Below are 23,248 nucleotides of genomic sequence, written 5' to 3' on the forward strand. Positions count from 1 at the left end.
ACGCTATGAAATGCAAGTCTAATGCGTATGATGGGGGCCGTTGGGGTGTTCTGTGCTTCGAGGGAAATGAGATGGCAGAAACGTTGCATCCGGCGGCAGTGGATCATCTGCCTGTCTTCATCACCGCCCCTGGGCAGACGGACGTGCTGTTCAACGTGATGATCGTCTTCGTGCTGCTCATGGTCTTCCTGGTCGGGATCTTCTATTTGCGGCTGCACGCGCTGCCCGAACACATGGCGCACGGCGCCAGCAAGGGGCAGCTGCAGATCATCGGCGTGCTGGGGCTGATTGCGCTCTTCACCCACAATCACCTGTTCTGGATCGCTGCGCTGATCCTTGCCATGATCGAATTTCCGGATTTTGCCTCGCCCATCAAGTCGATGGCTCGCTCGCTCGCCAGGATTGCCCGCCGCGACGAAAGGGATGCCCGCGAGCTGCAAGAGGGTGGAGCTCCGGCCGCGGAGCCTCCGCCGAAAATGCCGCCAGAAGCGCCCCCACCGGGAGCGCCAAGGGGCGAAGGGTCGCAATGGGTGCCGCTCGAGGTCGCGCAGGCGCAGAGCGATGACAAGATCGAGCGCAGGAGGTGAGCCATGCTGGAATTTCTGATTTGCTCGATGCTCACCATTTTTCCCGACTTCCTGTTCCGCCGCTTCGTCCAGGGCAAGCGCGTCGGCCGTGAGATCAACCTCTATTCGATGTGGTTCGAGCTGCGCTACGGCATCACCGCCTGCGTGATCCTCACCGTTTCGCTGATCACGATGATCTTCTACTTCCACCCCTCTACGACGAATGTCACCGCCGTGTTCCGCACCGTCACCATCCTGCCGGAGTCGAACGGTCGCGTCGCCGAAGTCTTCGTCGGCACCAACGAGAAGGTCGCGGCCGGTGCGCCGCTTTTCCGTCTCGACAACACCGAGCAGCAGGCCGCGCTTGAAACCGCACGCCGCCGCGTCGCGGAAATCGAAGCCGAAACAACCGTGGCGCAGAGCGAGCTCGCCTCCGCCGACGGCCTGATCGCGCAGGCCGAGGGCGCCTATCTCCAGGCGCAGAACGAACTGCAGACGCAGGTCGAATTGAACCAGCGCAACCCCAACATCGTCGCAAGACGCGAAATCGAGCGGCTGCAGGTCGCAGCCGACGGCCGCAAGGGCGCGCTCGCCGCCGCCGTTTCGAACAAGCAGACGCTGCAGACGAAGATCTCCTCGCTGCTGCCGGCGCAGAAGGCAAGCGCCGAGGCGGCGCTCGCGCAGGCGCAGGTGGATCTCGACAAGACGACCGTGCGCGCCGGCGTGGCCGGCACCGTGCAGCAATTCTCGCTTCGACCCGGCGACGTCGTCAATCCGATGATCCGCTCTGCCGGCATCCTCGTGCCGGAAGAACGGCGCATCGGCCTTATCGCCGGCTTCGGCCAGATCGAGGCGCAGGTGATGAAGAAAGGGATGATCGCCGAGGCGACCTGCATCGGCAAACCCTTCACCATCATTCCGATGGTGGTCACCGAGGTCCAGGACGTCATCGCCGCCGGCCAGTACCGGCCGACGGACCAACTCGTCGACGTCCAGCAACTGGCACGTCCCGGCACGCTGACGACCTATCTGGAACCGCTCTTCCAGGGCCAGCTGTTCGATATCCCGCCCGGCAGCAGCTGCATTGCCAACGCCTATACCAGCAATCACGACGCCCTGCATGAGCCCGGCATCAGCACGTGGCGGTGGACGTACCTGCACGTCATCGACACGGTCGGTCTGGTGCACGCGGCGATCCTCCGGCTGCAGGCGCTGCTCTTGCCCGTCCAGACCCTGGTGCTGACGGGCCATTGATCCGGAGGCGATGGGATGCAGCTCACACTCCCTCGCCTGCCGCTGATTGCCAACCTTGCCGGCTACCAGGCGAGTTGGCTGCGCAACGACGTTTCCGCCGGGCTCGCCATCGCGGCGGTCGGCCTTCCGAGCGCCATCGCCTATCCGGCCATCGCCGGCCTGCCGCCGGAGACCGGCCTTTACGCCAGCATCACGCCGCTTATCGCCTATGCCCTCTTCGGCCCGTCGCGGCGCCTGATCGTCGGACCGGACGCCGCGACCATGACGGTGTTGGCTGCGGCGCTCACCACGGTCTATGCGGTGCCCGGCGTCACCGCAGATCGGGTCACCGTGGCCGCGTTGCTGGCGCTCGCCGTTGGCGCCCTGTGCCTGATCGCTCGCGCCGTGCGGCTCGGCGTGCTTGCGACTTTCCTGTCGCGCCCGATCCTGATCGGCTTTTTTGCCGGCATCTCGCTTTCGATCCTGATCGGCCAGATCGACCGGGTCACCGGCATCGACATCGAATCTGAGGGCCTGATCGCCCCCGTGCTCGAACTTGTCAGCAAGGCCAGTTCGATCCATTGGCCTTCGCTGCTGCTTGCCGCGGCGTCTTTCGCGCTCCTGCAGGCGGCGCGCGCCATGCAATCGCGCATTCCCGGGCCGGTGCTGGTTGTCGCGCTCGCCGTCTTGCTGTCGGCGCTGTTCAATTTCGAGGGATACGGCATCAAGGTCGTCGGCGACATCCCGCGCGGCCTGCCATCGCTGACCTTGCCACCGGTCTCCGGTCTCCCCTTCCAATCGCTGCTGCTCGGCGCCGGCGCCATCTTTCTGGTGAGCTTCGGCTCGGGCATCATCGCCGCCCGCAGCTTTGGGGCCAAGGGTGGCTACCTGGTTGATCCCAACCGCGAACTCGAAGGCTTCGGCGCTGCGAACATTGCCGCCGGCCTCTTCGGAACCTTCCCCGTTACGGCTTCGGACTCGCGCACGGCGGTGAATTTCAGCGTCGGCGGCCGATCTCAGATCGCGAGCATCGTGGCGGCCGCGGCGCTGATGGCGGTTCTGCTCTACTTCGGCGACGTCCTGCGCATCCTGCCGATCCCCACGCTCGGTGCGGTGCTGGTGGCAACCGCGCTCAGCCTGATCGATATTTCCGCCCTCAAAGAGATCTGGCGCATCAGCCGCATCGAATTCGCATTCGCGCTGATCGCGATGTCCGGGCCGATCAGCTTCGGCGTTCTCGAAGGCGTGGTCACGGCAATCGCCGCGACGCTCGTCTACGTATTGCACAAGACGATGTTTCCGCGCGACGCCCTGCTCGGCCGGCTCGCTGGCCATGACGGCTTCTACAAGCTCCACCGCAACCAGGCCGCGCGGCCGGTGCCCGGCTTCGCCGTCTTCATGGTCCAGGGCAGCCTTCTCTTCTTCAACACCGACTATGTCCGGGAGCGCCTGCGCGCCGTGATCCATGAACTGCCCGCGGATACCCGCTGGTTTGTGATGGATGCGAGCGCCATCGCCCAGGTCGACAGTTCGGCAGCGGCCATGCTCGACGAGGTCCATGACGATCTCGGCAGGCGCGGCATCGCGCTTGCAATCGCCGAGCTGCATTTCGAAGCGCGCGAGATTCTCGAACGGGCCGGCGTGATCGCAAAGATCGGCGCCAACATGATCTTCGAGGATCTCGATGACGCGCTGGACGCCTTCGATAAAAGCAATGCGGAGAAAGCGGCGCAGTAGAGCCGTCCTCCGCTGCGCCGACGTCACAACCGTTGAAAACAAGCATGCAACCGCCAGATGGGAGAGCAGCATGGCCAAGAACGGGAAGAACGGCAAAAAGGACAAGAATAAAAACAAGGACAAGGCAACGGACAGAAAAGTCGCCGAACTGCACGAGACGGCGGCGAAGTCGAGCGGCGACTATGCCAAGGAACTCAGCCGGCTTCACGTCGAACTCGCCCATCTCCAGGCCTGGGTGAAGAAGACTGGAGCCCGCGTCGTCATCGTGTTCGAGGGCCGTGACGCGGCTGGCAAGGGCGGCGTGATCAAGCGGCTCACCGAGTGCGTCAGCCCGCGCGTCTTCCGCGTCGTCGCCCTGCCCGCGCCGACAGACCGGGAGAAGACGCAGATCTACATGCAGCGCTATATCCAGCACCTGCCGGCGGCCGGCGAGGTCGTGATCTTCGATCGCTCCTGGTATAACCGCCCCGGCGTCGAGCGCGTCATGGGCTTCTGCACCGAAGAGAAGGCGCGGCGCTTCCTTGAACTTGCACCGCGCTTCGAGGCGGCAATGATCGAGAGCGGCATCGTCCTGCTCAAATATTTCCTCGATGTCAGCGAAGAGGAACAGGAACGGCGTTTCCGCCAACGCGTGGACGACCCGACCCGCCAGTGGAAATTAAGCCCGATGGACGTCGAATCCTATCGCCGCTGGTGGGACTATACCCGAGCCTATGACGAGATGATCCGCATGACCGATACCGACTTTGCCCCCTGGTGGATCGTGCCCTCCAACGACAAGAAGCGGGCGCGCATCAACTGCATCTCGCACATCCTGGCCTCGATCCCCTATGAGCGGGTGAAGTTCCCGGAACCCGAGTTCGGCAAGCGGCAGAAGCGCCCGAACGACTACGTCGACGACACGCATATCCGCCGGACCGTGCCGGACGTTTTCTGATCGGAGGCGCCTGCTACTGCATGTTTCCTTAAATCGTAACCGATTTAAGGATAAAAACATGCAGCAATTCAAAGTGCTACAGCGTCCTTTGCGCGTCTGATAAGACGCGCGGCGCTGTAGCCGCATCTGCGTGCAGGCGCGCCGCCCGCGGCGACTCAGGCCTTGTCGGGCGACCAGTCCAGGAAGAAGCCGACATCGCCCGGCATGCCGCCGGGGAAATTGATGATCATCGCCTTCAGCTTGTAGCCCTGCGGCTTGCCGAATTCCTGGTAGCGTTCGTAGAACTCCTTGGCCTTGCCCTGCAGCGTTTGCGGCCAGTCGCGATCGGCGCTGTTGATCGCCCGGCCGCTGTCTGTGCAGAGCGAGGACGGGAAGCTGTAGACCATGGCTTCGAACTTGCCGTCCTTGACCGCGTTGGCGACCAGGCGGCGAACTACGGCGACTTCCTGCTCCGTCACGTGTTTCTCGAGGAAATCGGCGGCGAAGTCGGCAAGCTTCTGTTCCTGCACCGAGCGCAGCTTGCGCTCCTTCTCCATTTCCGCCATCTCCCGCTCAAGCATTTGCATGCGAAGCTGCTCGGCGCTGATCGGTGCTTCGTTCGAAGCGGATTCTTTGTTTTCCGGCATCCTGTTGATCCTCCTCAAGTCTATGGGAACGCTATCGGGGACGAATTGCGGACCATCTGGTTACGTCGAATATGCTTTCCAGCTCGTCGAAGTATATCTCTCATTTGTGAATAAGATAATTCGGTCATCGTCGGTAAAAAATAAGCAAAAAAGATTGATTGCAAAAAATGAAATTCTGTCGATCGACAAGATATTACGATCGTGCTGCGCCCGCATCAACTTGGAGATCGTGAAGGCTTTTGCCGACAGCGCCTGTGCGTACTCTCTCGTCTTGTTAAGGCCGCAACGGTCATGGAAAGAATTTGAACGAATACTACCGCCACGCAGGCATCATGACAAGCATAGCGTCGACGTCGATCCCATATCCTTGACATCGTGTCACTGTCAGGGATATCTTGACTGTCAAGGTATCCCTGACACAAGGATGCGACGATGAGTGCCAATCCGGAAGTGTCCGAGCCACGCGCCTCGACGGCGGATCTGCCGCAAACGGAAACCTACTATTGCTCCTTCTGTCTGCGACCGAGTGACGAGGTCGAAAAGCTGGTGGCGGGCCACGGCCGGATCTTCATCTGCGACGAGTGTGTTGCGACCTGCAACGACTACATCTTGACCGGGAAATCCGACCGCCCGCCCCGCGCGCCCTTGGAAAAAGCGCCGACGGAAAGGCTGCTCGCCCTTCTGAAGCCGATCGAGGAGACGGTCGAGGGCAAGAGCAACCAGCTCCAATCCGTCGTGGAAACGCTCCGGTCGCGGCGCGTCAGCTGGGCCCATATCGGCCAGGCGCTCGGCATATCTCGGCAAGCCGCGTGGGAGCGGTTTTCCTAGAGCGTTCCGCTTGCATTCATCGCTTCAACAAGACGGTAAACGCTCGATGCCCCGCCCGGCCGCTTATGCCGCCGGGCTTCCAGCCTTTTGGCGGTATTCCTTCAGCAGCCCCTCATAGGCTTCCAAGGGCGGCAGCGCCGCGTAGCTGTGAATGGCGGGCGTCGTCGCCCAGGCCAGTTTCTCGCTCGTCCAGGTTTCGATGAAGGGCATGAACCAGCCCGGATCGTCGAGCATCGTTGCGCGGACGTTGACGAACCAGTCCATGCCCTCCGGCCGTGTGAACATCCAGCTCATGCAGTGCGGGCAGAAATAGTGCCGGGTCGCGCCGTGCAGGCCGCCGATCACCGGCTCGCCCTTCGTCACGGCAAACCCTTCGCTCGGGATCGCGACACTCAGCGAGAAGGCGCTGCCGGTCATCTGCTGGCAGCCGGTGCAATGGCAGGCCATGGTGAGCAGCGGCGGAGCGCTGACCTTGAACCGCACCCCGCCGCAGCGGCATCCTCCCTCCCAGGGCAAGCTGTTCTTGTTCATGGTGTCCTCCGTCGATGTCGTCTGGCAATGCGTGCGCCGAGGCGCTTAGAACCCCGCGCCCGGCTGCGCCAGATATTCCTCCTCGGCCGCAGTCGAGACACGGCCGAGGATGGCGTTGCGGTGCGGAAAGCGGCCGAATTGCTCGATCACCTGGCGGTGGCGGATGGCATAATCGAGATAGTCGGCATCGCCGAGCTCGGTGAAGAGTTTCACCGCCATCGTCTGGTCGGTCAGGTTTTCCGAATGCTCGAAGGGTAGGTAGAAGAAGGCGCGCCATTCCTTCGGTACCGCGAGATCCGCGCTGGCGCCGACGGCGAGCTTCGCCTCGCGCAGCGCCAGGCAATCTGTGGCGAAAGCGAGCGGCGAGGCGCGGTACATGTTGCGCGGCAACTGGTCGAAGACAAGAACGGCCGCGAGCCAGTGTTCGGGTGTTGCCCGCCAGGCGTCGTCGAGCTTTCTCGAAAGCGCCAGGTGCGAGGCCTGGAAGCGTTGCATGCATTGCCGGTCGAGTTCTGCGCTCGGCGTGAACCACTGGTCGTAGGAAAGCTCCGTGAACCAGAATTTCAGGACCTCTTCCGGTGTGCAGATCGCGATCTCATCAGTCATTCAATGCCTCTCGTCAATTCCGGCCATCAGATAGGGGGCGATCATGCGGTTTCCACCGCCGATCGGCAATGTTCGCACCGATGCAACGCGAAGAATGCGAGCGGCACGGCGCGGGCGACGCCGGCGGCGTCAACGAAAGCCGGTGACGTCCGCGTTGTGGCGACATGTCTCCTCACCGCCGCTGCAGCAGCGCCCGCCCGATGGGTTTCGGCTGTTCCGCGCGCAGCACCAGCGAAGTCGTCACCGCCCCGAACCGGGCGATGGAGTCGACGATCGTTTCGAGCTCTCCGGGCGACGGAACGAGTACCTTCAGCAGGAAGCAATCCTCGCCGGTCAGCCGCAGCACTTCGACGATGTGCGGCATCTCGGCAAACTGCTTGAGACAGGGCCGGATATTTTCATGCGTCGTGCGCAGCCGGATGACCGCCATCATGCCCAGTCCGAGCGCAGCGGCATCGATGCGGGCGCCATAACCGAGAATGAGGCCCCGCTCCTCCAACCGCCTGACGCGCTCCGACGTTGCCGGCTGGGAGAGCCCCACCCGGCGCCCGAGTTCCGAAATCGCGATGCGGGCATCCTCCTGCAGCGTTTCGAGGATGGCGATGTCGGTTGGATCGAGCGTGCGAGGATTTTCTACCAACGTCATAGGGGGGCCTTCAATTCATCGGAAGTCGGAGCTGTTTTCCGATAGTTCTGCATTCCGGGTGAAAAGAAAAGCCGTCATCCTCGCCCTGCACAACTGTAGGAGAAATCATGACGAGCATCATCATCCTGCCGGGCATCGGCGGCTCGGGCGAGGCCCACTGGCAGACGCTCTGGGAGAAAGAAGAACCGCGAATGCAACGGTTCCGGCCGGCGAACTGGAACGAGCCGCAGCTCCCCGACTGGATTTCCGCGCTGGAGCGTTCGGTCGCCACGGCGCCCGTGCCACCGATCCTCGTGGCGCACAGCCTCGCCTGCCTCCTCGTCGCGCACTGGCAAAAGGCTTCCACGCTGCAGATCGCCGGCGCATTCCTCGTTGCGGTCCCGGATCCGCAAGGAGCCGCCTTCCCGAAAGAGGCGAAGAGCTTCGCGAACCCGCCGACCAATGCGTTTCGTTTCCCCTCCCTCATCGTCGCCAGCGCCGACGACCCCTACGGCACCCTCGACTATGCCCGCGCCCGTGCCCGCCAATGGCAAAGCCGCCTCGTCGAAATCGGCGCATGCGGTCATATCAATGGCGAGAGCGGACTGGGTGACTGGCCGGCAGGGCTGGATCTGCTGAGGTCGTTTGCTGCGGAATGCGCGGAGATGGCGGGACGAAGGGCCTGAGAAGCCGGCCGCTTGCTTGAAACTCATTTGCGACCGGGCGAAGAATCCTCCTCACCGGCTCCTCGTCTCTGCCCCCCTCCTGCCGTCATCCTCGGGCTTGACCCGAGGATCCCGGCACAAGCGCCCTAACAGAGTTCCTTGGCATTGGATCCTCGGGTCAAGCCCGAGGATGACGAAAGACGAGGTCGTGCACCGCGACCTGCGCTTACATGAGAGCGGCTTCTGGCCGTGCACCACTCAGCTGACTTGATGACGGCATTTCCAGCGCCATCTCCCGAGAAGGCACACGACGCCAGAGGCGAAGCTCACCTCCGCCGCTTGAGGATGGCGATAAACGCGATCCCGCCGGCAAGGCCGGTGACGACGCCGATCGGCATGTCCTCGGGCGCCATGACGATGCGGGCGACAAGGTCGGCAGCGATCAGCGCGAGCGCGCCGGCAAAGGCGGAAAGCGGGATGACGCGGACACTGTCGCTGCCGGCGAAGAGGCGGACGAAATGCGGGATCATCAGCCCGACGAAGCCGATCGCGCCGGAGAATGCCACCATGACGCCGGTGAGCAGCGCCGTGACGACGAAAAGCATCAGGCGGAAGCGGCGCACCGGAATGCCGAGCGTCATCGCCGTCTCGTCCCCCATGGCGAGCGCGTTGATCTCGCGCGCCCGCACGATCAGCCAGCCGAGTGATACGGCGAGCGCCAGCGCCGGATAGATAAGATGCGGCCATTGCGCGAGGCCGAGGCCGCCGAGCATCCAGAAGATCACCGTGTGTACGGCGCGCGGATCGCCAAGGAAGATCAGGAGATTGCCGGCCGCCGTCAGCGTGAAAGCGACCGCGACGCCGGAAAGCACGAGCCGATCGGCCCCGGTGCCGAGCACGCGGGTGACGAGCGCCACCAGCGCGGTGGCGCCAAGCGCACCGGCGAAAGCGAAGAGCGGCACCGTCGCAAGGCCGAGGATAAGACCGGTATGGAGCAGCGCGACAATGGCACCGAGTGCCCCGCCGGCCGAGACGCCGAGCAGATGCGGATCGGCAAGCGGGTTGCGCGTCACCGATTGCAACACCGCGCCGGTGACCGCAAGCCCGGCACCGACGAGCCCGGCGAGCGCTACGCGCGGCAGGCGCACGTCCCAGACGATGCTTTCGCGGCCGGCCGACCACAGGACCTCGACGCTGCCCGGCGCGATCTTCGCCGCGATGATCGACCAGACGGTCGCAACCGGGATGGGCGCCGAACCGAGCGAGACGCCGGCGGTGACGGTGAGGCAAAGCAGAAGCAGTGCCGCCAGGATGAAGAGTGTGGTTTTCACGGTGGGCCGGAGATTCCCGGTTTCTCGGACTTGAAGGGACAATGCCACTTTGGCTGCGGCATCATTGTTGGAAATCATAGGGTTGCATAGCCTTCTTCATGCGGCCAAAGACGTAAAGGGAGTGTCGCCGTCCGCCGCTCCCTGCCGCGACAACGTCCGGGAGCGGCAGCAGGTGTGCCTCCTTTCTCCCGTCCAGCGGTTCCCGCGCACCTCATTCCTGTGCTTGTCACAGGAACGAGGTCAGTGTGGCGGCCGCTCCCACGCAACTGACCTGGTGGGAGACCTCGACGCCAAAGGCCCTCACATCGCCTCGGCATGAAAACTCTTCGCCAGCCGCCGGATCGCCTCGATATCGCGCGGGCCAGGCGTCGCCTCGACATAGTCGAGCACGACGAAGCGGTCGTTCTTCACGGCGTCGACATTCCTGAAGGCCGGGTTACCCTTCATGAAGGCGATCTTCTGCTCGGCGGTCACCTCGCCGTAATTGACGATCACCGCAACTTCCGGATTGCGATCGATCACCGGCTCCCAGGAGATCTCCGTCCAGCTCTTCTCGACGTCGTCCATGATGTTGACGCCGCCGGCCGCTTCGATCATCGCGGTCGGGATGCCGTGGCGCCCTGATGTGAACGGCTTTTCCTCGCCGGAATCATAGACGAAGACGCGCACCGGCCGCCGCTGGGCGCCCTTGATCTCGGCCGTGATCTCGGCAAGCTCATCGCGATAGCCTGCGACCAGCGCCTCCGCTCTCTCCTCGACGCCGAAGATCCGGCCGAGGTTCAGGAGGTCGACGAACATATCCTCCATCGTCGGCTTGCCCTTCGCCATGATGTGGATGCAGCTTTCGGTCAGCTCATAAACCTTGATGCCGAATGGCGCGAGCGTTTCAGGCGTCACCTCGCCGCCGACCTTCATGCCGTAGTTCCAGCCGGCGAAGTAGAAATCGACGTCGGCATTCAGCAGCACCTCCTTCGTCGGATATTTTTGCGAAAGCTCCGGCAGTGCCCTGACGCCCTCGCGCAAGCGCTCGTCCAGCGTCTTCCATCCCGAAACGCCGGTATAGCCGGCCATGCGATCCTGCAGTTTCAAGGCCAGCATCATCTCGGTGAGATTGACGTCGTTGGAAACCGCCCGCTGCGGCGCGGCGTCGAAAGTGACCTCTCGGTTGCAGCTCTTGACGGTGACTGGATGAGCAAGCGCGGGCACGGCGGCAAGCAGAAGCGCGCCGGCGGCAAAGAGAAATCTCGTCATCGGATGGCTCCTGCGGAACGGGAAGGTCGCGTGGCGGGCATTGGGTCGGGCCGCGAGAGCGCGAAGGAAAAGCGGGAACCATGACCCGCGGCATCGGCATGCGCGGTGGCATGGACGCCGAACGCAGCCGAGAGCGCCGAAGGCTTCAGTACGGTCTCCGGCGGGCCGAAGGCTGCAAGCCGCCCCTCCGTCAGGATCGCCACATCGGTCGCGAACTCGGCCGCGAGATTGATGTCGTGCAGCGTCGTGACGATCGTCAGCTTCAGCGTTTGCAACAGATCGAGGATTTCCAGCTGGTGGCGGATGTCGAGATGGTTGGTCGGCTCGTCGAGGATGATGACCTTCGGTTCCTGGGCAAGCGCCCGGGCAATCAGCACCCGCTGCTTCTCGCCGCCCGAAAGCGTGGCGAACTGGCGGCGCGCAAGATGGGCAAGGTCGAGATGCTCGAGCGCATGCGCCACGCGCTCACGGTCGTAGTCGCTCCAGCCGCTGATCCCCTCGCGGCGCGGGATCCGCCCCATCATCACGACGTCCCGGACGCTGAACGGAAAATCGCCCGGCATTTCCTGCAAGACCACGGCGATCGTCCTTGCCGCCTCGCGCGCACTCATTGCCCAGAGGTTCACGCCGTCGATCGCGATACGGCCGGCAGTCGGCTCGACCGCGCGGTAGAGGCAGCGCAACAGCGAGGTCTTGCCGGCGCCGTTCGGGCCGATGATCGCCAACCGGCTGCCCGGCGCAATAGCAAAGCCGATATCGCGGACAAGCCGAAGGCCGGGGCGCGGCCCCCACTCCAGTTTTTCGACATGCAGGCTGGCGCCGGCGCCCCCCTGCAAACAACTGAATTCGTCGCTCATGAAAACGCCCTCCCCGCGCTCACTGCAGCCGCCCCGCGGTCTCCTCGGAGACGAGGAGCGCCGCCGGAATGCGCGCAAGGCCCGTGCCCGCCGGGACCAAGGCGGAACGCGGAAGGGCATCAAACGCCTGACCTTCGGCACAGGCAGCGGCGAAGCTGACGAGATCGTCTATGTCTTCCTCCGGCGAGATGTCGCCGAAGAGATAGGTCGCCCTGCCGGTGGCCTGGAAGGCGATCGTGCAAGGCCGCGTGCAGGCCGTCATCGCCACCGTGCCGGCGATGGAGAAATCCTGGTCGAGAGGTCGGCCGAGCGCGGAAACGCTGCGGTTCAACTGCGCGAGCAGTTCGGCGCCGGGTCGGCACGGGCCTCCCGTGAAGCGGCAATCGGTGCAGAGGGTTATCTTGTGCTGTCGGAAGTCTGAATTCGCCATGGCTTGTCTCCGCCGGGCTGGGCCGGAGAGAAAATGGCGAAGATGCAAGGAGACGGTTGCCCGCCAAGCAGTAGCCAGTTCTTTTCCATCGGAACACCCCGTCCGTTGTGGTTGATCGGTTCGATGGCAGGTCTCCTGGCTTGCGGGTCGCCGCGCATCCACGTCTTCCCGGCTTTTCGCCAGTGACATGGTGTGAATGCGCTTTCCGCTCACAGTTGCGGGGGCAGCCACGGTTTCGGCCCCTCCTGGGTCGTCCTCACCGTGTTCCCTTTTCAGCCGCTTCCGGATCACGAAAGCAGCACCATCGCGCCCTTGGTGGCATGAATCGCGCCCCGAGGCAACCGGCGGATGAAGGGCGAATGGAGATATCAACATGGGTGGGCATCTCGTTGAGTGGCCGCCATTTGTTACTAAATAACATTACGGCGGACAAGACAGAAACTTCGTTTGCAAGCGGACGCTCCCCAATGCGAAGACAGCAAGGCGCCAATTGGCCTCAGGCGGAAAACAGATTCTCCGCCATGAAATCCACGAAGACCCGGAGTTTTGGCGACTGATAGCGGCTGGAGGGCCACAGGATCCGGAACGGGCCGGAATGTTCGACGTGATCGTCGAGCACGCTGACGAGCGTGCCGTCGCGAAGCTGGCGGCGGATGCCGACGTCCGGCAGGCAGGCGATGCCGAGCCCTTGCTCGGCCATGTAGATCAGCGGCTCGATGGTGTTGACGACCGCGGTCGTCGGCAGTTCGATGTCCCTCTCCCCGCGCCTGAGCGGCCAGCGCTCAAACTTGCCGCTGGTCGCGTAGCGGTGCTGCAGGCACGCGTGGGATGTGAGGTCTCCCGGAGTTTGCGGCACGCCTCTTGCCGCAAAATAACCGGGCGAGCCGACGAGCATGAGCCGGAAGGTGCCAAGCGAGCGGATCATCAGCCGCGAGTCGCTGACCTCGCCGGCGCGCACGACCGCGTCGAAGCCTTCATCGATGACATCGACGAGCCGGTCGCTGAGATCGAGGTCGAGCTCGATCTCCGGATAGGCGCGCATGAAGGCCGTAAGCGCCGGCATCATCAGCATGCCGATGAGTGGCATGCTGACGCGCAATTTGCCGCGCGGCGCGCCCTGCGTCTGGGCGATCCCCTGCTCGGCCGCCTCGACTTCCAGGAAGATGCGCCGGCAGCGTTCGAGGAAGAGCGCGCCTTCAGGCGTCAGCGTGATCGAGCGGGTCGAGCGATGGAAGAGCCGCACGCCGAGCCGTTCTTCCAACCGCGCCACCGCCTTGCCGATCGCCGAGGACGACACGCCCAATTGCCGCCCGGCGAGCGTGAAGCTGCGGGCGTCCGCCGCCTGAACGAAAGCGTTGAGGGATCCGAGACTGTCCATCTGCCAAACTCCATTGCGGACATTTTCGTCCGATGTGCTCGGAATTGTAGCGCATTTTTCCAGGACTTCGAGTGGCTTACCTTCAACCAGCGCGGCAGATCGCCCTCTTCGGAAGGCGGCCCGCCGTCCCTGATTTCACTGAAGGAGAGAGCCATGTCCGAGGTTTCAACGGCACCACAGCACCACGACCGTTTTGACTATTCCGCCATTATCGATCGTCCGCCGCTGCGCTGGCCGGGCGGTGCAAGGGTTGCGGTCTGGATCGTGCCCAATGTCGAGCACTTCCTGTTCGACCGTCCGTCCAGTTCGATCACGCAGCTGACCGCCGGTTTCGTGCCCGACGTGCTGAACTATTCGTGGCGCGATTTCGGCGCCCGCGTCGGCATCTGGCGGCTGATGGAGGTGATGGAGAAATACGGGGTGAAGGGCACGGTGGCGCTCAATTCCGACGTCTGCGAGCACTATCCGCGCATCATCGAGGCCGGCAAGGCACTCGGCTGGGAATGGATGGGCCACGGTACCAACAATTCCACGATGATCAACGGCCAGCCCGAGGAAGAGGAGCGACAGATCGTCAGAACCGTGATCGAGACGATTGAGCGAAGCGCCGGAAAGAAGCCGCGCGGCTGGCTGAGTCCGGGCCTCACGGAATCGCACCGCTCGCTCGACCTGCTTGCCGAAGCCGGCATCGAATATGTCGCCAACTGGGTCAACGACGAGCAGCCGTATCCGATGCGGGTGAAGAGTGGCTCGATCCTGTCGCTGCCCTATTCCGTCGAGATCAACGACTTTGCCGCCTTTCTCGAACAGGGCCAGAGCGGCGAGGCCTTTGCGCAGACGATTCGCGACCAGTTCGACGTGCTCTACGAGGACGGCGCGCAAACGGGGCGCGTGATGGCGATCTGCCTGCACCCGTTCCTGATCGGCCACCCGCATCGCAGCAAGCATTTCGCGAGCGCGCTGGCCCATATCACCTCGCGCCGCGAGGTGTGGCTGGCGACCGGCGGCGAGATCGCCGACTGGTACAAAAGGAACTATCTGAAGAACTGAGCCTGTTCCCGGACGGAACCCGCGACATGCTCTTCCTGGACTTAGTGCAGCGGCCAGACCCACATCAGCATCGGCACGGCAACGAGCACGATGACGATCGACAGCGGCAGGCCGAGGCGCGGGTAGTCGCTGAAGCGGTAACCGCCGGGCCCCATGACCAGCGTGTTGCACTGGTGGCCGATCGGGGTGAGGAAATCCGAGCCCGCGCCGATCGCCACCGCCATCAGGAAGGCATCCGGCTTGTAGCCGAGGGCAGTGGCGAAGCTCGCGGCGATCGGCGCCATGACGAGCACGGTGGCGGCGTTGTTGAGGAAGGGGGTAACCGCCATCGCAGCGATGAGGATGAGCGCAAGCGCGCCCGCGGGCGGCAGGCTGGCGGCGATGCCGCTCAGCCAGCCGGCGATGAGATCCGAACCGCCCGTAGTGCGCAGCGTGTCACTGACCGGGATCAGCGCCGCCAGCATGACCAGGATCGGCCCGTCGACCGCGCGGTAGACGTCGCGCAGCGGGATGACGCGGAAGACGACCATGGCGAGAGCCGCCGCGAAGAAGGCGACCGGCACCGGCACGACGCCGACCGCCGTCGACCCCATGGCGGCCGCCAGCACGAGCAGCGGCACGGTCGCGCGGCGAATGGTTCCGAGCAGGATTTCCCGCTGCGCGAGCGGCAGGCAGCCGAAATCCTGCAGGAAGGCCGGCAGGTCGCGCCGCGTCCCCTGCAGCACGACGATGTCGCCGGCCTGCAGCCGGATGCTGCCGAGACGCTGCTTCAGCCGTTCGCCCTGGCGGCTGACGGCGAGCAGGTTGATGTTGTGATTGTTGAAGAGCGCGAGCCGCTGCGCCGACATGCCGATGAGCGGCGAGCCGCTGGCGATCACGGCCTCGATCGCCTCGATATCGGCCGGAGTCTTGCCGTTGGCGGATGCGGGCGAACGGTCGCCGGAAATCCTGAGTTTCGCCTGCGAGACGATACGGTCGAGCGCCGCCGGCCCGCCTTCGAGCAGCAGGATATCGTCGGCCTCGATGATAGCGTCCGGTAGCGGCGCCAGATGCGTACCGCGGCGGAAGATGGCGATTACGACCGCTCCGCCGTCGCCGAGCTTGACGAGGTTGACGAGTGGCTTGCCTATCATCGGCGAACCGGCCGCGACGACCGCCTCCGACGTATAGTCGGTGATCTCGATCGCCTGGTTGACGGAAACCTGCTGGCTCTTGCGCTCCGGCACCAGGCGATAGGCAAAAAGCAGAAACACCGCGCCGACCAGCGCCAACGACGCACCGACCGGGGTAAAGTCGAACATGGTGAAGCTCTCGCCGGTCAGGTCCTGCCGCATCCTCGACACGACGACATTGGGTGACGTGCCGACCTGGGTCATCAGCCCGCCGATCAGCGAGCCGAAGGCCATCGGCATCAGGAAGACCGAGGGCTGGACACCCGACCGCCGGGCGAACTGGAAAGCGACCGGAATCATGATCGCCAGCGCCCCGATATTCTTGATGAAGGCGGAAAGCACCGTGACGGTGACGACGAGAAGCGCAAGCTGCGCCCTCACCGAGGTCAGATCCGGCAGGAAGCGCTGGATCGCCGCATCGACCACGCCGGAGCGGGCGACGCCCGCACTGACGATCAGCGCGCTGCCTACGATGATGACGATATCGTCGCTGAAACCGGCAAAGGCGCGGTTGAATGGCACGATCCCGACCGCCACCGCGAGCATCAGCGCCGAACAGGCGATGATATCGTAGCGGAAGCGGTCCCAGATGAAAAAAACCATCATGGCGCCGATGACAAGAAACGAAAGCGACTGTTCGGCGGTCATGAGCAGTACCTGAAGCAACGCGGATCGTACGAGAGCCTCTACTGCATTTCTCCTCAAATCGAAACCGATTGAAGGAATAAAAACACGCAGCGGCGGGTCCGATCCACTACATCCTCCAAAGCGTCTATCGAACGCAATAGAGATCCCGACAAATTCGTGTCGCAGCGCCGTCCATCACCAGAAACTCGACCGAAACTCGTTGGTTCCTTTGACCGTTGTTGAAGAAGGAATAAGATGACGCAGCCAGTTTAACGTGTATCAAACGGCCTTCGCGCAACGGAGAGGGCGCAATCGCCAGAGCCGAGGAAAACGCAGCCATGAAGACCGCCCTGCCCGCCATTTGCGCGGGTCTCCTGCTCGTCGCCTGCACCTCCAGCGGCCCGCCGTCGGTCGGTTACTCGCGCAATCTCGAGCCCATTCCCGGCAGCATCACCTATGGCGGCCAGCCGCGCACGAAGCTCACCAAGTCGCCGATCGGCAGCATCGTGCCGCATCGGTTCCGCGACAGTTTCGGCCGTCTGGTCTCCGAAACCTACGTCATCGAGCCTGACCGCTCATTGCGTCTGATAAGCCGCCGGATCGACTACGACCTTTTGACCGACCGGTAAGACGGACGAGGAAATCGGGACGCGGTCCTCGCGCCGCGTCTACGGCATGATTCCTTAGATCGAAACCGATTCAAGGGCAAAATCATGCAGAGACTCAAAGCTCTACAGCGACCTTTGCGCGTCTGATTAGACGCGCGTCGCCCTAATGGCATCGGGATTGAGAGGATCGCCATGAAACATGCCTTGCCCGCCCTCTTTGCCGCCCTTCTGCTCGGCGCTTGCACAACCGCAACCACCCGACCGCCATCTGTCGGCTACGGGCGCTATCTCGAACCCATTCCCGGCAGCATCACCTATGGCGGCCAGCCGCGCACGAGGCTCACCAAGGCGCCGGTCGGCAGCATCGTGCCGCACCAGTTCTTCGACGACTTCGGCCACAAGGTCTATGAGACCTATGTGATCGAACCGGACCGCTCATTGCGGCTGGTCGGCCGCCGCATCGACTACGACATCTTCGGCGATATGGATCGTTGATTCTCGGCACGGACAAGAGGGCCGCCATGATGAAAACTGCGTGTATCGCCTGCGCCACCGCGCTCCTGCTTGCGGCCTGCACCACCACGGCGCCCGAGGTGGAGCCGATCCCCGGCAGCATTACGTATGGTGGCCAGCCACGCACGAAGCTCACCAAGGCACCGGTCGGCAGCATCGTGCCGCACCAGTTCTTCACAAACGGCGGGCTGGCCCGGGAAACCTACGTGATCCAGCCGGACCGCTCGCTGAAGCTGATCCGCCGCCACATAGATTACGACTTCATCACGAGGCACTCCCGCTAGAGCGGGATGGGCGAAAGGCTACGCGGTTTCCTGTCCGCGTCCCGCGTCTCGACCGATTGGAATCGATCACGTGATTTTGGTCGATTTGACCGAAATCATCGTGGTTCACGGGAAAGGCAAGGAAATGCCGCCAAACATCAGATCCTGTTCGGCGGCCGGCACGGGAACCCTGCACACATGGAACGCGTTGCTTTGCGGCGGGCCGATGTTCAAGGCCCTCGGCACTTCAACCGGGCCACATCGAGCGACGAGAAAGACCATGAAGATCCCCCTGCCCGCGATGTCGCTTGCGATCCTCTCCACCATCCTGCTCGCTTCGAGCTTGAGCGGCTGCACCGCCACCGCCGTGACGGTCGGCTATTCGCCCTATCTCGAGCCTATACCCGGCAGCATCACCTACGGCGGCCGGCCGCGAACACGGCTCAGGAAGGCGCCCGTGGGCAGCATCGTGCCGCACCAGTTCAACGATCGCGCGGGGCGCAGCGTCTACGAGACCTATGTGGTCGAGCCCGACGGCTCGCTGCGCCTCGTCGGCCGGCGTTACCGCTACGATTTCTTCGACTTCGACTGATTTCGCACGCCCGGCACCCTGTCTGGAACCGCTGCCCGACGGGGTTGTGGCTCCGAACGCATATCCAAACGCCCGGGGCACGCCGCATTCCACAGGAAGCTCCGCCCGCGATCTTTCGGCGAAAGCCGTCTTCCGCCGCCTCTTCGGTGAAAGCGGGTCCGCGCCTGACCGGCGAATGTCTGCCTCTGTTTACGAAAAGCCGGCCCGGCGGAACCAGTCCTTCACGCCCGCCAGCACGTTCGCCTGGGCCGCATCGAGCGTCGTCGCATGACGGAAATCGTCGCTGCCGGTCCCGTTGCAATGCCAGATCGTCCAGGCCCAGTCTCCGCGCGCCTGGCGCTTCAGGACAAAGCCCATTTCGTGGTCACCCAGTTTGGCGCAATAGGCATCCGCCCGCTTCTGCACCCATGTCAGATTGATGTCGGCGACAGTCACCATCCCCCTGGCCCTCCCTCCGTTGGGAAAGGTAACCGCAATCGCCTTGGTCGCACCCATGGAATTTTAGAGGAATGGGATATAGCCGGGGCGATATCCACAGCCATCGCGAGCCGGGCTAGGCCGCGGTTCGCGGCTTACGCTTGCTTTCAGGGAAGCACAACCTGAACCATTGTTTTTTCGACATTTCGCCGCAACCGCGGCAGACGGCGCACCGGTCGCTGAACCTGGCGCCTTCCGCTCCGAATCGGCGCCAGCCACCGCCATGCGAAGACCGGACCGATGCGACAGCGAAGTAAGCGACCGGCATCGCGACCTACCCGCCCCTGAGCAGCACAAGCATCCGCTTCGCCGCGTCCGCAAAGGTCACCCCGAGCGCAGCGCCACCGATGCCGATGACGCCGAGCGCGCCCATCCCCATCAGCTTCCATTTCCGCACGTCCTCGGTCACCGGCTTCATGTCGGCGATATCTTCCTTGGTCAGCGACATCGCGCCTTCGAGCGTGCCCACACGCTCGAAGAGTTCGTCCATACGGCGGATCGTCGAGGCGAGGCTTGCGTCGGCCCGCTCCTCGGTCCGCCGGAAATCCTCGCGCAGATTCTTCACTTCGGCGATCAGCGTTCCGAGCTGCTGGTGAACGCCCGCATCAATCATCCCTGCCCGCTCCCATCGTCCCTCCATGTCTCTCGCATTCGGCCTTCGTCCATATGGCCGCGGCGCAAAGGCCGACCACGGTGCGGTCAATGCGGCTTTGGTCAGCGGCAGTCGCGCCGCGGGTGCCGGCAAGCTCAGTGCCGACGACGCGTCTCAGGCCCGTCACATCGCCCGGCCCCGAAATCCCACACCCCGCCAGAACCAAGGCAGGCATCATAAGCGCGACGCTTCGCGTCAGCGCGGTCTGCTGCTTCATCGTTTTGCCTTTCGATGGCATGTCTCACTGCTTGTGCCCCCTCCTCGCGGATGGCGAGCACGGCCCAAAAGACGGCAGCAAGCACGAGGCCGCCCCCAAGGATCTTTCCCCAGACCATCGTCACTTGAGACCCAGCGCCTGCCGCACGACCGGCATCGAGGAGATGGCGTAGACGGCGAAGCCGACGATCACCGTGAGGATCGCGAGTTGCACCCGCCAGTCGAGCGTCACGAGGTTCAACTCCTTCAAGGCGGTGACGACGCTGCCGCCGGCCGTCAGCAGCCAGGTCCAGAAGCGCCCCGACCTCGAGACCGCCTTGCGCTTCGACGCAGGGCGCGATGCCGCCGGCGCCGCTTCAGCCTGCGTGACTGGCGCGATCGAGACTTCGGGCTCCACCGGCCTCCGCGCCACCGCCAACACCTCCCGCAGCACGGCTTCGACCTTCTCCGGCTTGACCAGCGCCTTGTTGAGGCTATCACCGGCGTAATAGGATTGTCCGCGCTTCACCTCCTGATCATTCCCCCTGGTGGCGGCCAGCACCGGAAGCGACGCCCATTCCTGTGCCAGCCGTTTGCCGAATTCGACCAGGGACAATTCGCCAGCCACGAACGCCTGATAGCCGCGGCGTTTCACGAGGTGAAAGCCAAGCCGGTCCTGCAGATCCGGCGTGAAGAGATCGCTTGCCTCGATCGAGGAGATTTCCTTCGCGAGCCCGATCAGCGTCGCCCGCATAAATTGATAGGCGCCGGCGGCGCTGGAGCCATGGCTCTTCGACCAGGACTTTTGCGCCTCGACGACATCGCCGAAGCGCATCGTCGTCAGCGGCTGCTTTAGCCTGTTCTGCCTGTTGGCATAGATTACGTCATAAGAAGCGCGGTCCTTCCGCCCGACCTCGGTCTCCCGAATGAAGTCAAGCAGAATCGCCGCGCCAGCAGGCACGGTTTTGTTCATGGTTCACCTTGTTGCTCAAAAAAGAAAACCCCGCTTCGTGGCGGGGTCAGAGGCAATTCGATCGCGATAGCTAGTGTTTGATAATTAGCCCTTGGCCGGTCGGCAAAGTAAGAACCATATGCGCACGTTTAGCCGTGAATTCGTTCCACATGTCGTACTGCTCTTCGAGATCCTTGAAGGCGTAATCGTCTAACACGATGTGACCACCTGGAACGATCCTATCCCACACCCGCTCGATGCACTCTTTTTCGTAGCGAGCACTGTTTAGGTCCACTGAAAGATATGAAATCTTTTCTATGGCCGTGACATCAAGTGTTTGCGGCAGTGCGCCCTTGACCAACGAGGCATTCGGGAATCGCGCGAAGTTACGTTTCGCTATGTCGTAGACGTCGATATAAAATTTGTTGTTTCGCTTGATGGCGATCGCCTTTTCACTCGACGCTAATCCTTGTGTAGGTATCCCTTCGTAGGTGTCAAAAAGATAGAATTGTTTGTTGAGCTTATCGAAGTCCAGGTAGTCGCAAACTGTCATCGAAAAGAGGCCGGCGTTTACACCAAACTCAACGAAGTCGCCCTCTAATTTGGATGCATTGAGCGCCGCCCAGCAACAGACGTGCGCTCTCCAGCGGACATCAGGAACATGGCCCAGTTTCGCCCAAGCCTCCTTGTTGCCCTGCTCGGCAAACCGCCATGCAGCATCGAATTTCGGATCGTCGAGGAAGGACGTATTCTTATTCAGGACACGAAAGCCGTCCATCTCCAGCCCCGGAAGCGATTTATCTCCGTGCGCTACATAGCGCGCACGTTTCCTTAATTCACGAAACCGCATGCAATTGACCCTGTGTGTGATGCTGCTTGCGCTGATATACAGGCAGGAGTTGAGCGCCGCAAGCAGATCAGAAATCGATAGCTGTCCACCAGATTTCGTCGATCTGCGCTTCTGAAAGGCCGAGTGCGCCGCCTACAACGCTGATGAACGGATGACCGCGAACAAAGGTCGTCGCATATTCCCATTCGATCCTCGCCGTTTCCTTTTCGGGCCCCTCCGGCATCGTCTCGATCACAGCATCGACTCGTGCGGGGGCGAAGCCGTTGTTTACAAGCCCAATGCGAAGCTGACGCGCAGTCAGCGCAGGCATGCCGGCGCGTATTTCAGCCGCGGTCGGCGGAGCAAACGGCTGGATTGGGAAGGACGGATTAGTCGCGAGCCACGCGCGCACGGCCGGGTTCAGGCCATAGGGGTCGTCGGGACGGCTACAGTAAGATGTATCGTACGTCTGACCTTCGATGTCCGTTATGTTGCAATGAACGACAAGCACGTTCTCTTCAGTTGTAGCCGCGACGGCAACGACCGAATTGAGAGATATGTTGGAGGACATGACAGTCATTTAGGCAACCCTTTGGAACAGATTAATTTCCGAACCACCGTCAGACACGCCGCGACACCGCCATGTTCCAGCCAGTTGGGCGCCGGCATTGACGTAGCCGGTAGTGACGTAGGAGAAGTTGTTCGGCGAAAAGAGATGGATGCCCGCGCTAGCATTGCGCGCAGTGTATGTGCTGGAACTCGCGCACAGCACATGCCCTAACGGAAAATTCGTTTCCGCCGCCGCCGTGCCCGTATAAACCTCCGCGGCCGTGAACCCGAGCGCGTGGGTGTGGCTGGTGGTTGTCACGCTGTTCGTCGTGTCGTTGGTGATGCTCGATGGCGTGCCGAGGGTGAATGTGCGGTTTGTCGTAAGGTCGCCGCCCCCTGTCAGTCCATTGCCGGCGGTCATTGTCGTCGCCGTTGATGCCGCCCCCAACGAGGCGCGGGCCGTTGCGCCGCTCTCCGCTACCCAAGTCGTGCCATTGCCGACGATGAAATTACTGTTGGTCACCGCCAGATTTGCAATGGCCGCAAGGCCGGCATCAAAGGCCTGGACGTTTGTGCCGATCGCAAGGCCAAGCGTCGCTCGCGCCGTCGCCGCGTCGGCATCGTCGAGGAGCGTACGGGCGAAGGCCGTGAGAGGGGTGGCCGCATAGCTATCTACCGCCGTCGTATAGATCATGCGGTCGGCCGCCGTCGTCAACCCGGCGATCGACTGAAGCCCGGCGTCGAACGCCTGGACGTCGGTGCCGATGGCGACGCCGAGGGTGGCCCGCGCGGTCGCCGCATCGGCGTCGTCGATCAGCGATCGGCCGAACGGCGTCAGCGCCGTGGACGCATAGGCGTCCGCCGCGGTCGTGTAGATCGTCTTGTCGGCGCCAGTCGCAAGCCCGGCGATCGAGTTCAGCGCCGCGCTCGCGGCTTGCGCGCCAAGCGCCGCGCGGGCGGCGCTGGCGCTGGTGGCACCGGTTCCGCCCGCAGTGATCGGCCGCGCGGCATTTGCGTCGGCCGTGAGGTCGTCGATCAGCGCGTTGTAGGGCACGCTCTGGATCGTCGTGTTCGGAACACCCTTGGTGCCGGCCGGTGGGGAATAGACTCCGCCTGTTCTTGGCAAGATAGCCTCCATGAAAAAAGCCTCCCTTTGGGAGGCCGCAAA

Annotated in this window: 28 protein-coding genes and 1 riboswitch; of the genes, 11 read left to right on the plus strand and 17 right to left on the minus strand. The window is 63.1% G+C overall.

Translation table 11 applies throughout. The annotated features are described in order from the left end of the window. The first annotated feature begins 71 nt into the window (after window positions 1–71). The 4 genes from FKV68_RS11465 (at window position 72) to ppk2 (ending at window position 4,473) form a co-directional block, all read left to right on the plus strand. On the plus strand, window positions 72–587 hold the full coding sequence (locus FKV68_RS11465; protein WP_180937971.1) for a hypothetical protein: 516 nt from the start codon (window positions 72–74) through the stop codon (window positions 585–587). 3 nt (window positions 588–590) lie between these two features. After that, the gene (locus FKV68_RS11470; RefSeq protein WP_180937972.1) at window positions 591–1,820 is read left to right on the plus strand and encodes an HlyD family secretion protein; all 1,230 of its coding nucleotides are present in this window, start codon (window positions 591–593) and stop codon (window positions 1,818–1,820) included. 15 nt (window positions 1,821–1,835) lie between these two features. After that, window positions 1,836–3,536, plus strand: a complete 1,701-nt coding sequence (locus tag FKV68_RS11475) for a SulP family inorganic anion transporter (protein WP_180937973.1) — start codon at window positions 1,836–1,838, stop codon at window positions 3,534–3,536. Window positions 3,537–3,606: 70 nt separating this feature from the next. Further along, window positions 3,607–4,473 (plus strand): polyphosphate kinase 2, encoded by an 867-nt coding sequence (ppk2, locus tag FKV68_RS11480; protein ID WP_180937974.1) that lies wholly within the window; start codon window positions 3,607–3,609, stop codon window positions 4,471–4,473. A 155-nt stretch (window positions 4,474–4,628) separates the two neighbouring features. Here the strand turns inward: ppk2 and FKV68_RS11485 are convergent, their stop codons facing one another. After that, window positions 4,629–5,099, minus strand: a complete 471-nt coding sequence (locus FKV68_RS11485) for a histidine kinase (protein ID WP_180937975.1) — start codon at window positions 5,097–5,099, stop codon at window positions 4,629–4,631. Window positions 5,100–5,531: 432 nt separating this feature from the next. On the opposite strand from FKV68_RS11485, the gene FKV68_RS33725 reads away from it, so the two are divergent. Further along, on the plus strand, window positions 5,532–5,927 hold the full coding sequence (locus tag FKV68_RS33725) for a ClpX C4-type zinc finger protein (RefSeq protein WP_180937976.1): 396 nt from the start codon (window positions 5,532–5,534) through the stop codon (window positions 5,925–5,927). A 63-nt stretch (window positions 5,928–5,990) separates the two neighbouring features. On the opposite strand, the gene FKV68_RS11495 is transcribed toward FKV68_RS33725, so the two are convergent. The 3 genes from FKV68_RS11495 to FKV68_RS11505 all read right to left on the minus strand — a co-directional run bounded on the left by FKV68_RS11495 (window position 5,991) and on the right by FKV68_RS11505 (window position 7,710). Next, window positions 5,991–6,458, minus strand: a complete 468-nt coding sequence (locus FKV68_RS11495; RefSeq protein WP_180937977.1) for a GFA family protein — start codon at window positions 6,456–6,458, stop codon at window positions 5,991–5,993. 45 nt (window positions 6,459–6,503) lie between these two features. Continuing rightward, a complete protein-coding gene (locus FKV68_RS11500; RefSeq protein ID WP_180937978.1) occupies window positions 6,504–7,064 on the minus strand; it encodes a DUF924 family protein in 561 nt (186 codons plus the stop codon). Between the two features lie 172 nt (window positions 7,065–7,236). After that, window positions 7,237–7,710, minus strand: coding sequence for an Lrp/AsnC family transcriptional regulator (locus FKV68_RS11505; RefSeq protein WP_180937979.1), 474 nt, complete (start codon window positions 7,708–7,710; stop codon window positions 7,237–7,239). Between the two features lie 107 nt (window positions 7,711–7,817). Between FKV68_RS11505 and FKV68_RS11510 the strand changes: the two genes are divergently transcribed. Next, the gene (locus tag FKV68_RS11510) at window positions 7,818–8,375 is read left to right on the plus strand and encodes an RBBP9/YdeN family alpha/beta hydrolase (RefSeq protein WP_180937980.1); all 558 of its coding nucleotides are present in this window, start codon (window positions 7,818–7,820) and stop codon (window positions 8,373–8,375) included. 305 nt (window positions 8,376–8,680) lie between these two features. Here FKV68_RS11510 and FKV68_RS11515 read toward each other — a convergent pair whose 3' ends face one another. The 5 genes from FKV68_RS11515 to FKV68_RS11535 form a co-directional block, all read right to left on the minus strand. After that, the gene (locus tag FKV68_RS11515; protein WP_246452488.1) at window positions 8,681–9,685 is read right to left on the minus strand and encodes a FecCD family ABC transporter permease; all 1,005 of its coding nucleotides are present in this window, start codon (window positions 9,683–9,685) and stop codon (window positions 8,681–8,683) included. A gap of 300 nt (window positions 9,686–9,985) precedes the next feature. Next, window positions 9,986–10,936 (minus strand): ABC transporter substrate-binding protein, encoded by a 951-nt coding sequence (locus tag FKV68_RS11520; protein ID WP_180937982.1) that lies wholly within the window; start codon window positions 10,934–10,936, stop codon window positions 9,986–9,988. Further along, the gene (locus FKV68_RS11525; protein ID WP_180937983.1) at window positions 10,933–11,793 is read right to left on the minus strand and encodes an ABC transporter ATP-binding protein; all 861 of its coding nucleotides are present in this window, start codon (window positions 11,791–11,793) and stop codon (window positions 10,933–10,935) included. Before FKV68_RS11525 ends, FKV68_RS11520 begins: the two co-directional genes overlap by 4 nt. A 19-nt stretch (window positions 11,794–11,812) precedes the next feature. Continuing rightward, window positions 11,813–12,223, minus strand: a complete 411-nt coding sequence (locus FKV68_RS11530; RefSeq protein WP_180937984.1) for a DUF1636 family protein — start codon at window positions 12,221–12,223, stop codon at window positions 11,813–11,815. Between the two features lie 108 nt (window positions 12,224–12,331). Further along, window positions 12,332–12,544: riboswitch (cobalamin riboswitch) on the minus strand. A gap of 175 nt (window positions 12,545–12,719) precedes the next feature. After that, complete coding sequence (locus tag FKV68_RS11535) at window positions 12,720–13,601, minus strand: LysR family transcriptional regulator (RefSeq protein ID WP_180937985.1); 882 nt, start codon at window positions 13,599–13,601, stop codon at window positions 12,720–12,722. 153 nt (window positions 13,602–13,754) lie between these two features. Between FKV68_RS11535 and FKV68_RS11540 the strand changes: the two genes are divergently transcribed. Beyond that, the gene (locus tag FKV68_RS11540) at window positions 13,755–14,651 is read left to right on the plus strand and encodes a polysaccharide deacetylase family protein (protein WP_180937986.1); all 897 of its coding nucleotides are present in this window, start codon (window positions 13,755–13,757) and stop codon (window positions 14,649–14,651) included. A gap of 41 nt (window positions 14,652–14,692) precedes the next feature. Here the strand turns inward: FKV68_RS11540 and FKV68_RS11545 are convergent, their stop codons facing one another. Then, window positions 14,693–16,471 (minus strand): SLC13 family permease, encoded by a 1,779-nt coding sequence (locus FKV68_RS11545; RefSeq protein WP_180937987.1) that lies wholly within the window; start codon window positions 16,469–16,471, stop codon window positions 14,693–14,695. Between the two features lie 317 nt (window positions 16,472–16,788). Between FKV68_RS11545 and FKV68_RS11550 the strand changes: the two genes are divergently transcribed. From FKV68_RS11550 to FKV68_RS11565, 4 genes are all read left to right on the plus strand, one after another. Next, window positions 16,789–17,079, plus strand: a complete 291-nt coding sequence (locus FKV68_RS11550) for a hypothetical protein (protein WP_180937988.1) — start codon at window positions 16,789–16,791, stop codon at window positions 17,077–17,079. 171 nt (window positions 17,080–17,250) lie between these two features. Next, window positions 17,251–17,553 carry a hypothetical protein gene (locus tag FKV68_RS11555; protein WP_180937989.1) on the plus strand — a complete coding sequence of 101 codons (303 nt, stop codon included), beginning with the start codon at window positions 17,251–17,253 and terminating at the stop codon, window positions 17,551–17,553. Between the two features lie 29 nt (window positions 17,554–17,582). Further along, a complete protein-coding gene (locus FKV68_RS11560) occupies window positions 17,583–17,855 on the plus strand; it encodes a hypothetical protein (RefSeq protein WP_180941468.1) in 273 nt (90 codons plus the stop codon). A 259-nt stretch (window positions 17,856–18,114) separates the two neighbouring features. Continuing rightward, the gene (locus tag FKV68_RS11565) at window positions 18,115–18,426 is read left to right on the plus strand and encodes a hypothetical protein (RefSeq protein ID WP_425347580.1); all 312 of its coding nucleotides are present in this window, start codon (window positions 18,115–18,117) and stop codon (window positions 18,424–18,426) included. A 189-nt stretch (window positions 18,427–18,615) separates the two neighbouring features. Here the strand turns inward: FKV68_RS11565 and FKV68_RS11570 are convergent, their stop codons facing one another. The 7 genes from FKV68_RS11570 to FKV68_RS11600 form a co-directional block, all read right to left on the minus strand. Beyond that, the gene (locus FKV68_RS11570; RefSeq protein ID WP_180937990.1) at window positions 18,616–18,864 is read right to left on the minus strand and encodes a hypothetical protein; all 249 of its coding nucleotides are present in this window, start codon (window positions 18,862–18,864) and stop codon (window positions 18,616–18,618) included. Between the two features lie 313 nt (window positions 18,865–19,177). Further along, window positions 19,178–19,516, minus strand: a complete 339-nt coding sequence (locus FKV68_RS11575) for a DUF1515 family protein (RefSeq protein WP_180937991.1) — start codon at window positions 19,514–19,516, stop codon at window positions 19,178–19,180. Then, entirely contained in the window at window positions 19,509–19,772 is a 264-nt protein-coding gene (locus FKV68_RS11580) for a hypothetical protein (RefSeq protein ID WP_180937992.1), read from the minus strand. The genes FKV68_RS11575 and FKV68_RS11580 overlap by 8 nt, the downstream gene beginning before the upstream one ends. Window positions 19,773–19,892: 120 nt before the next feature. Next, a complete protein-coding gene (locus tag FKV68_RS11585) occupies window positions 19,893–20,723 on the minus strand; it encodes a lysozyme family protein (RefSeq protein ID WP_180937993.1) in 831 nt (276 codons plus the stop codon). Window positions 20,724–20,793: 70 nt separating this feature from the next. Beyond that, window positions 20,794–21,552 (minus strand): TylF/MycF/NovP-related O-methyltransferase, encoded by a 759-nt coding sequence (locus tag FKV68_RS11590; protein WP_180937994.1) that lies wholly within the window; start codon window positions 21,550–21,552, stop codon window positions 20,794–20,796. Between the two features lie 67 nt (window positions 21,553–21,619). Further along, entirely contained in the window at window positions 21,620–22,111 is a 492-nt protein-coding gene (locus FKV68_RS11595) for a hypothetical protein (RefSeq protein ID WP_342454782.1), read from the minus strand. Next, window positions 22,112–23,218 carry a hypothetical protein gene (locus tag FKV68_RS11600; RefSeq protein ID WP_180937995.1) on the minus strand — a complete coding sequence of 369 codons (1,107 nt, stop codon included), beginning with the start codon at window positions 23,216–23,218 and terminating at the stop codon, window positions 22,112–22,114. Window positions 23,219–23,248: the final 30 nt, after the last annotated feature.

It is taken from the genome of Sinorhizobium mexicanum (assembly GCF_013488225.1).
In the GTDB taxonomy this organism is placed as follows: domain Bacteria; phylum Pseudomonadota; class Alphaproteobacteria; order Rhizobiales; family Rhizobiaceae; genus Sinorhizobium; species Sinorhizobium mexicanum.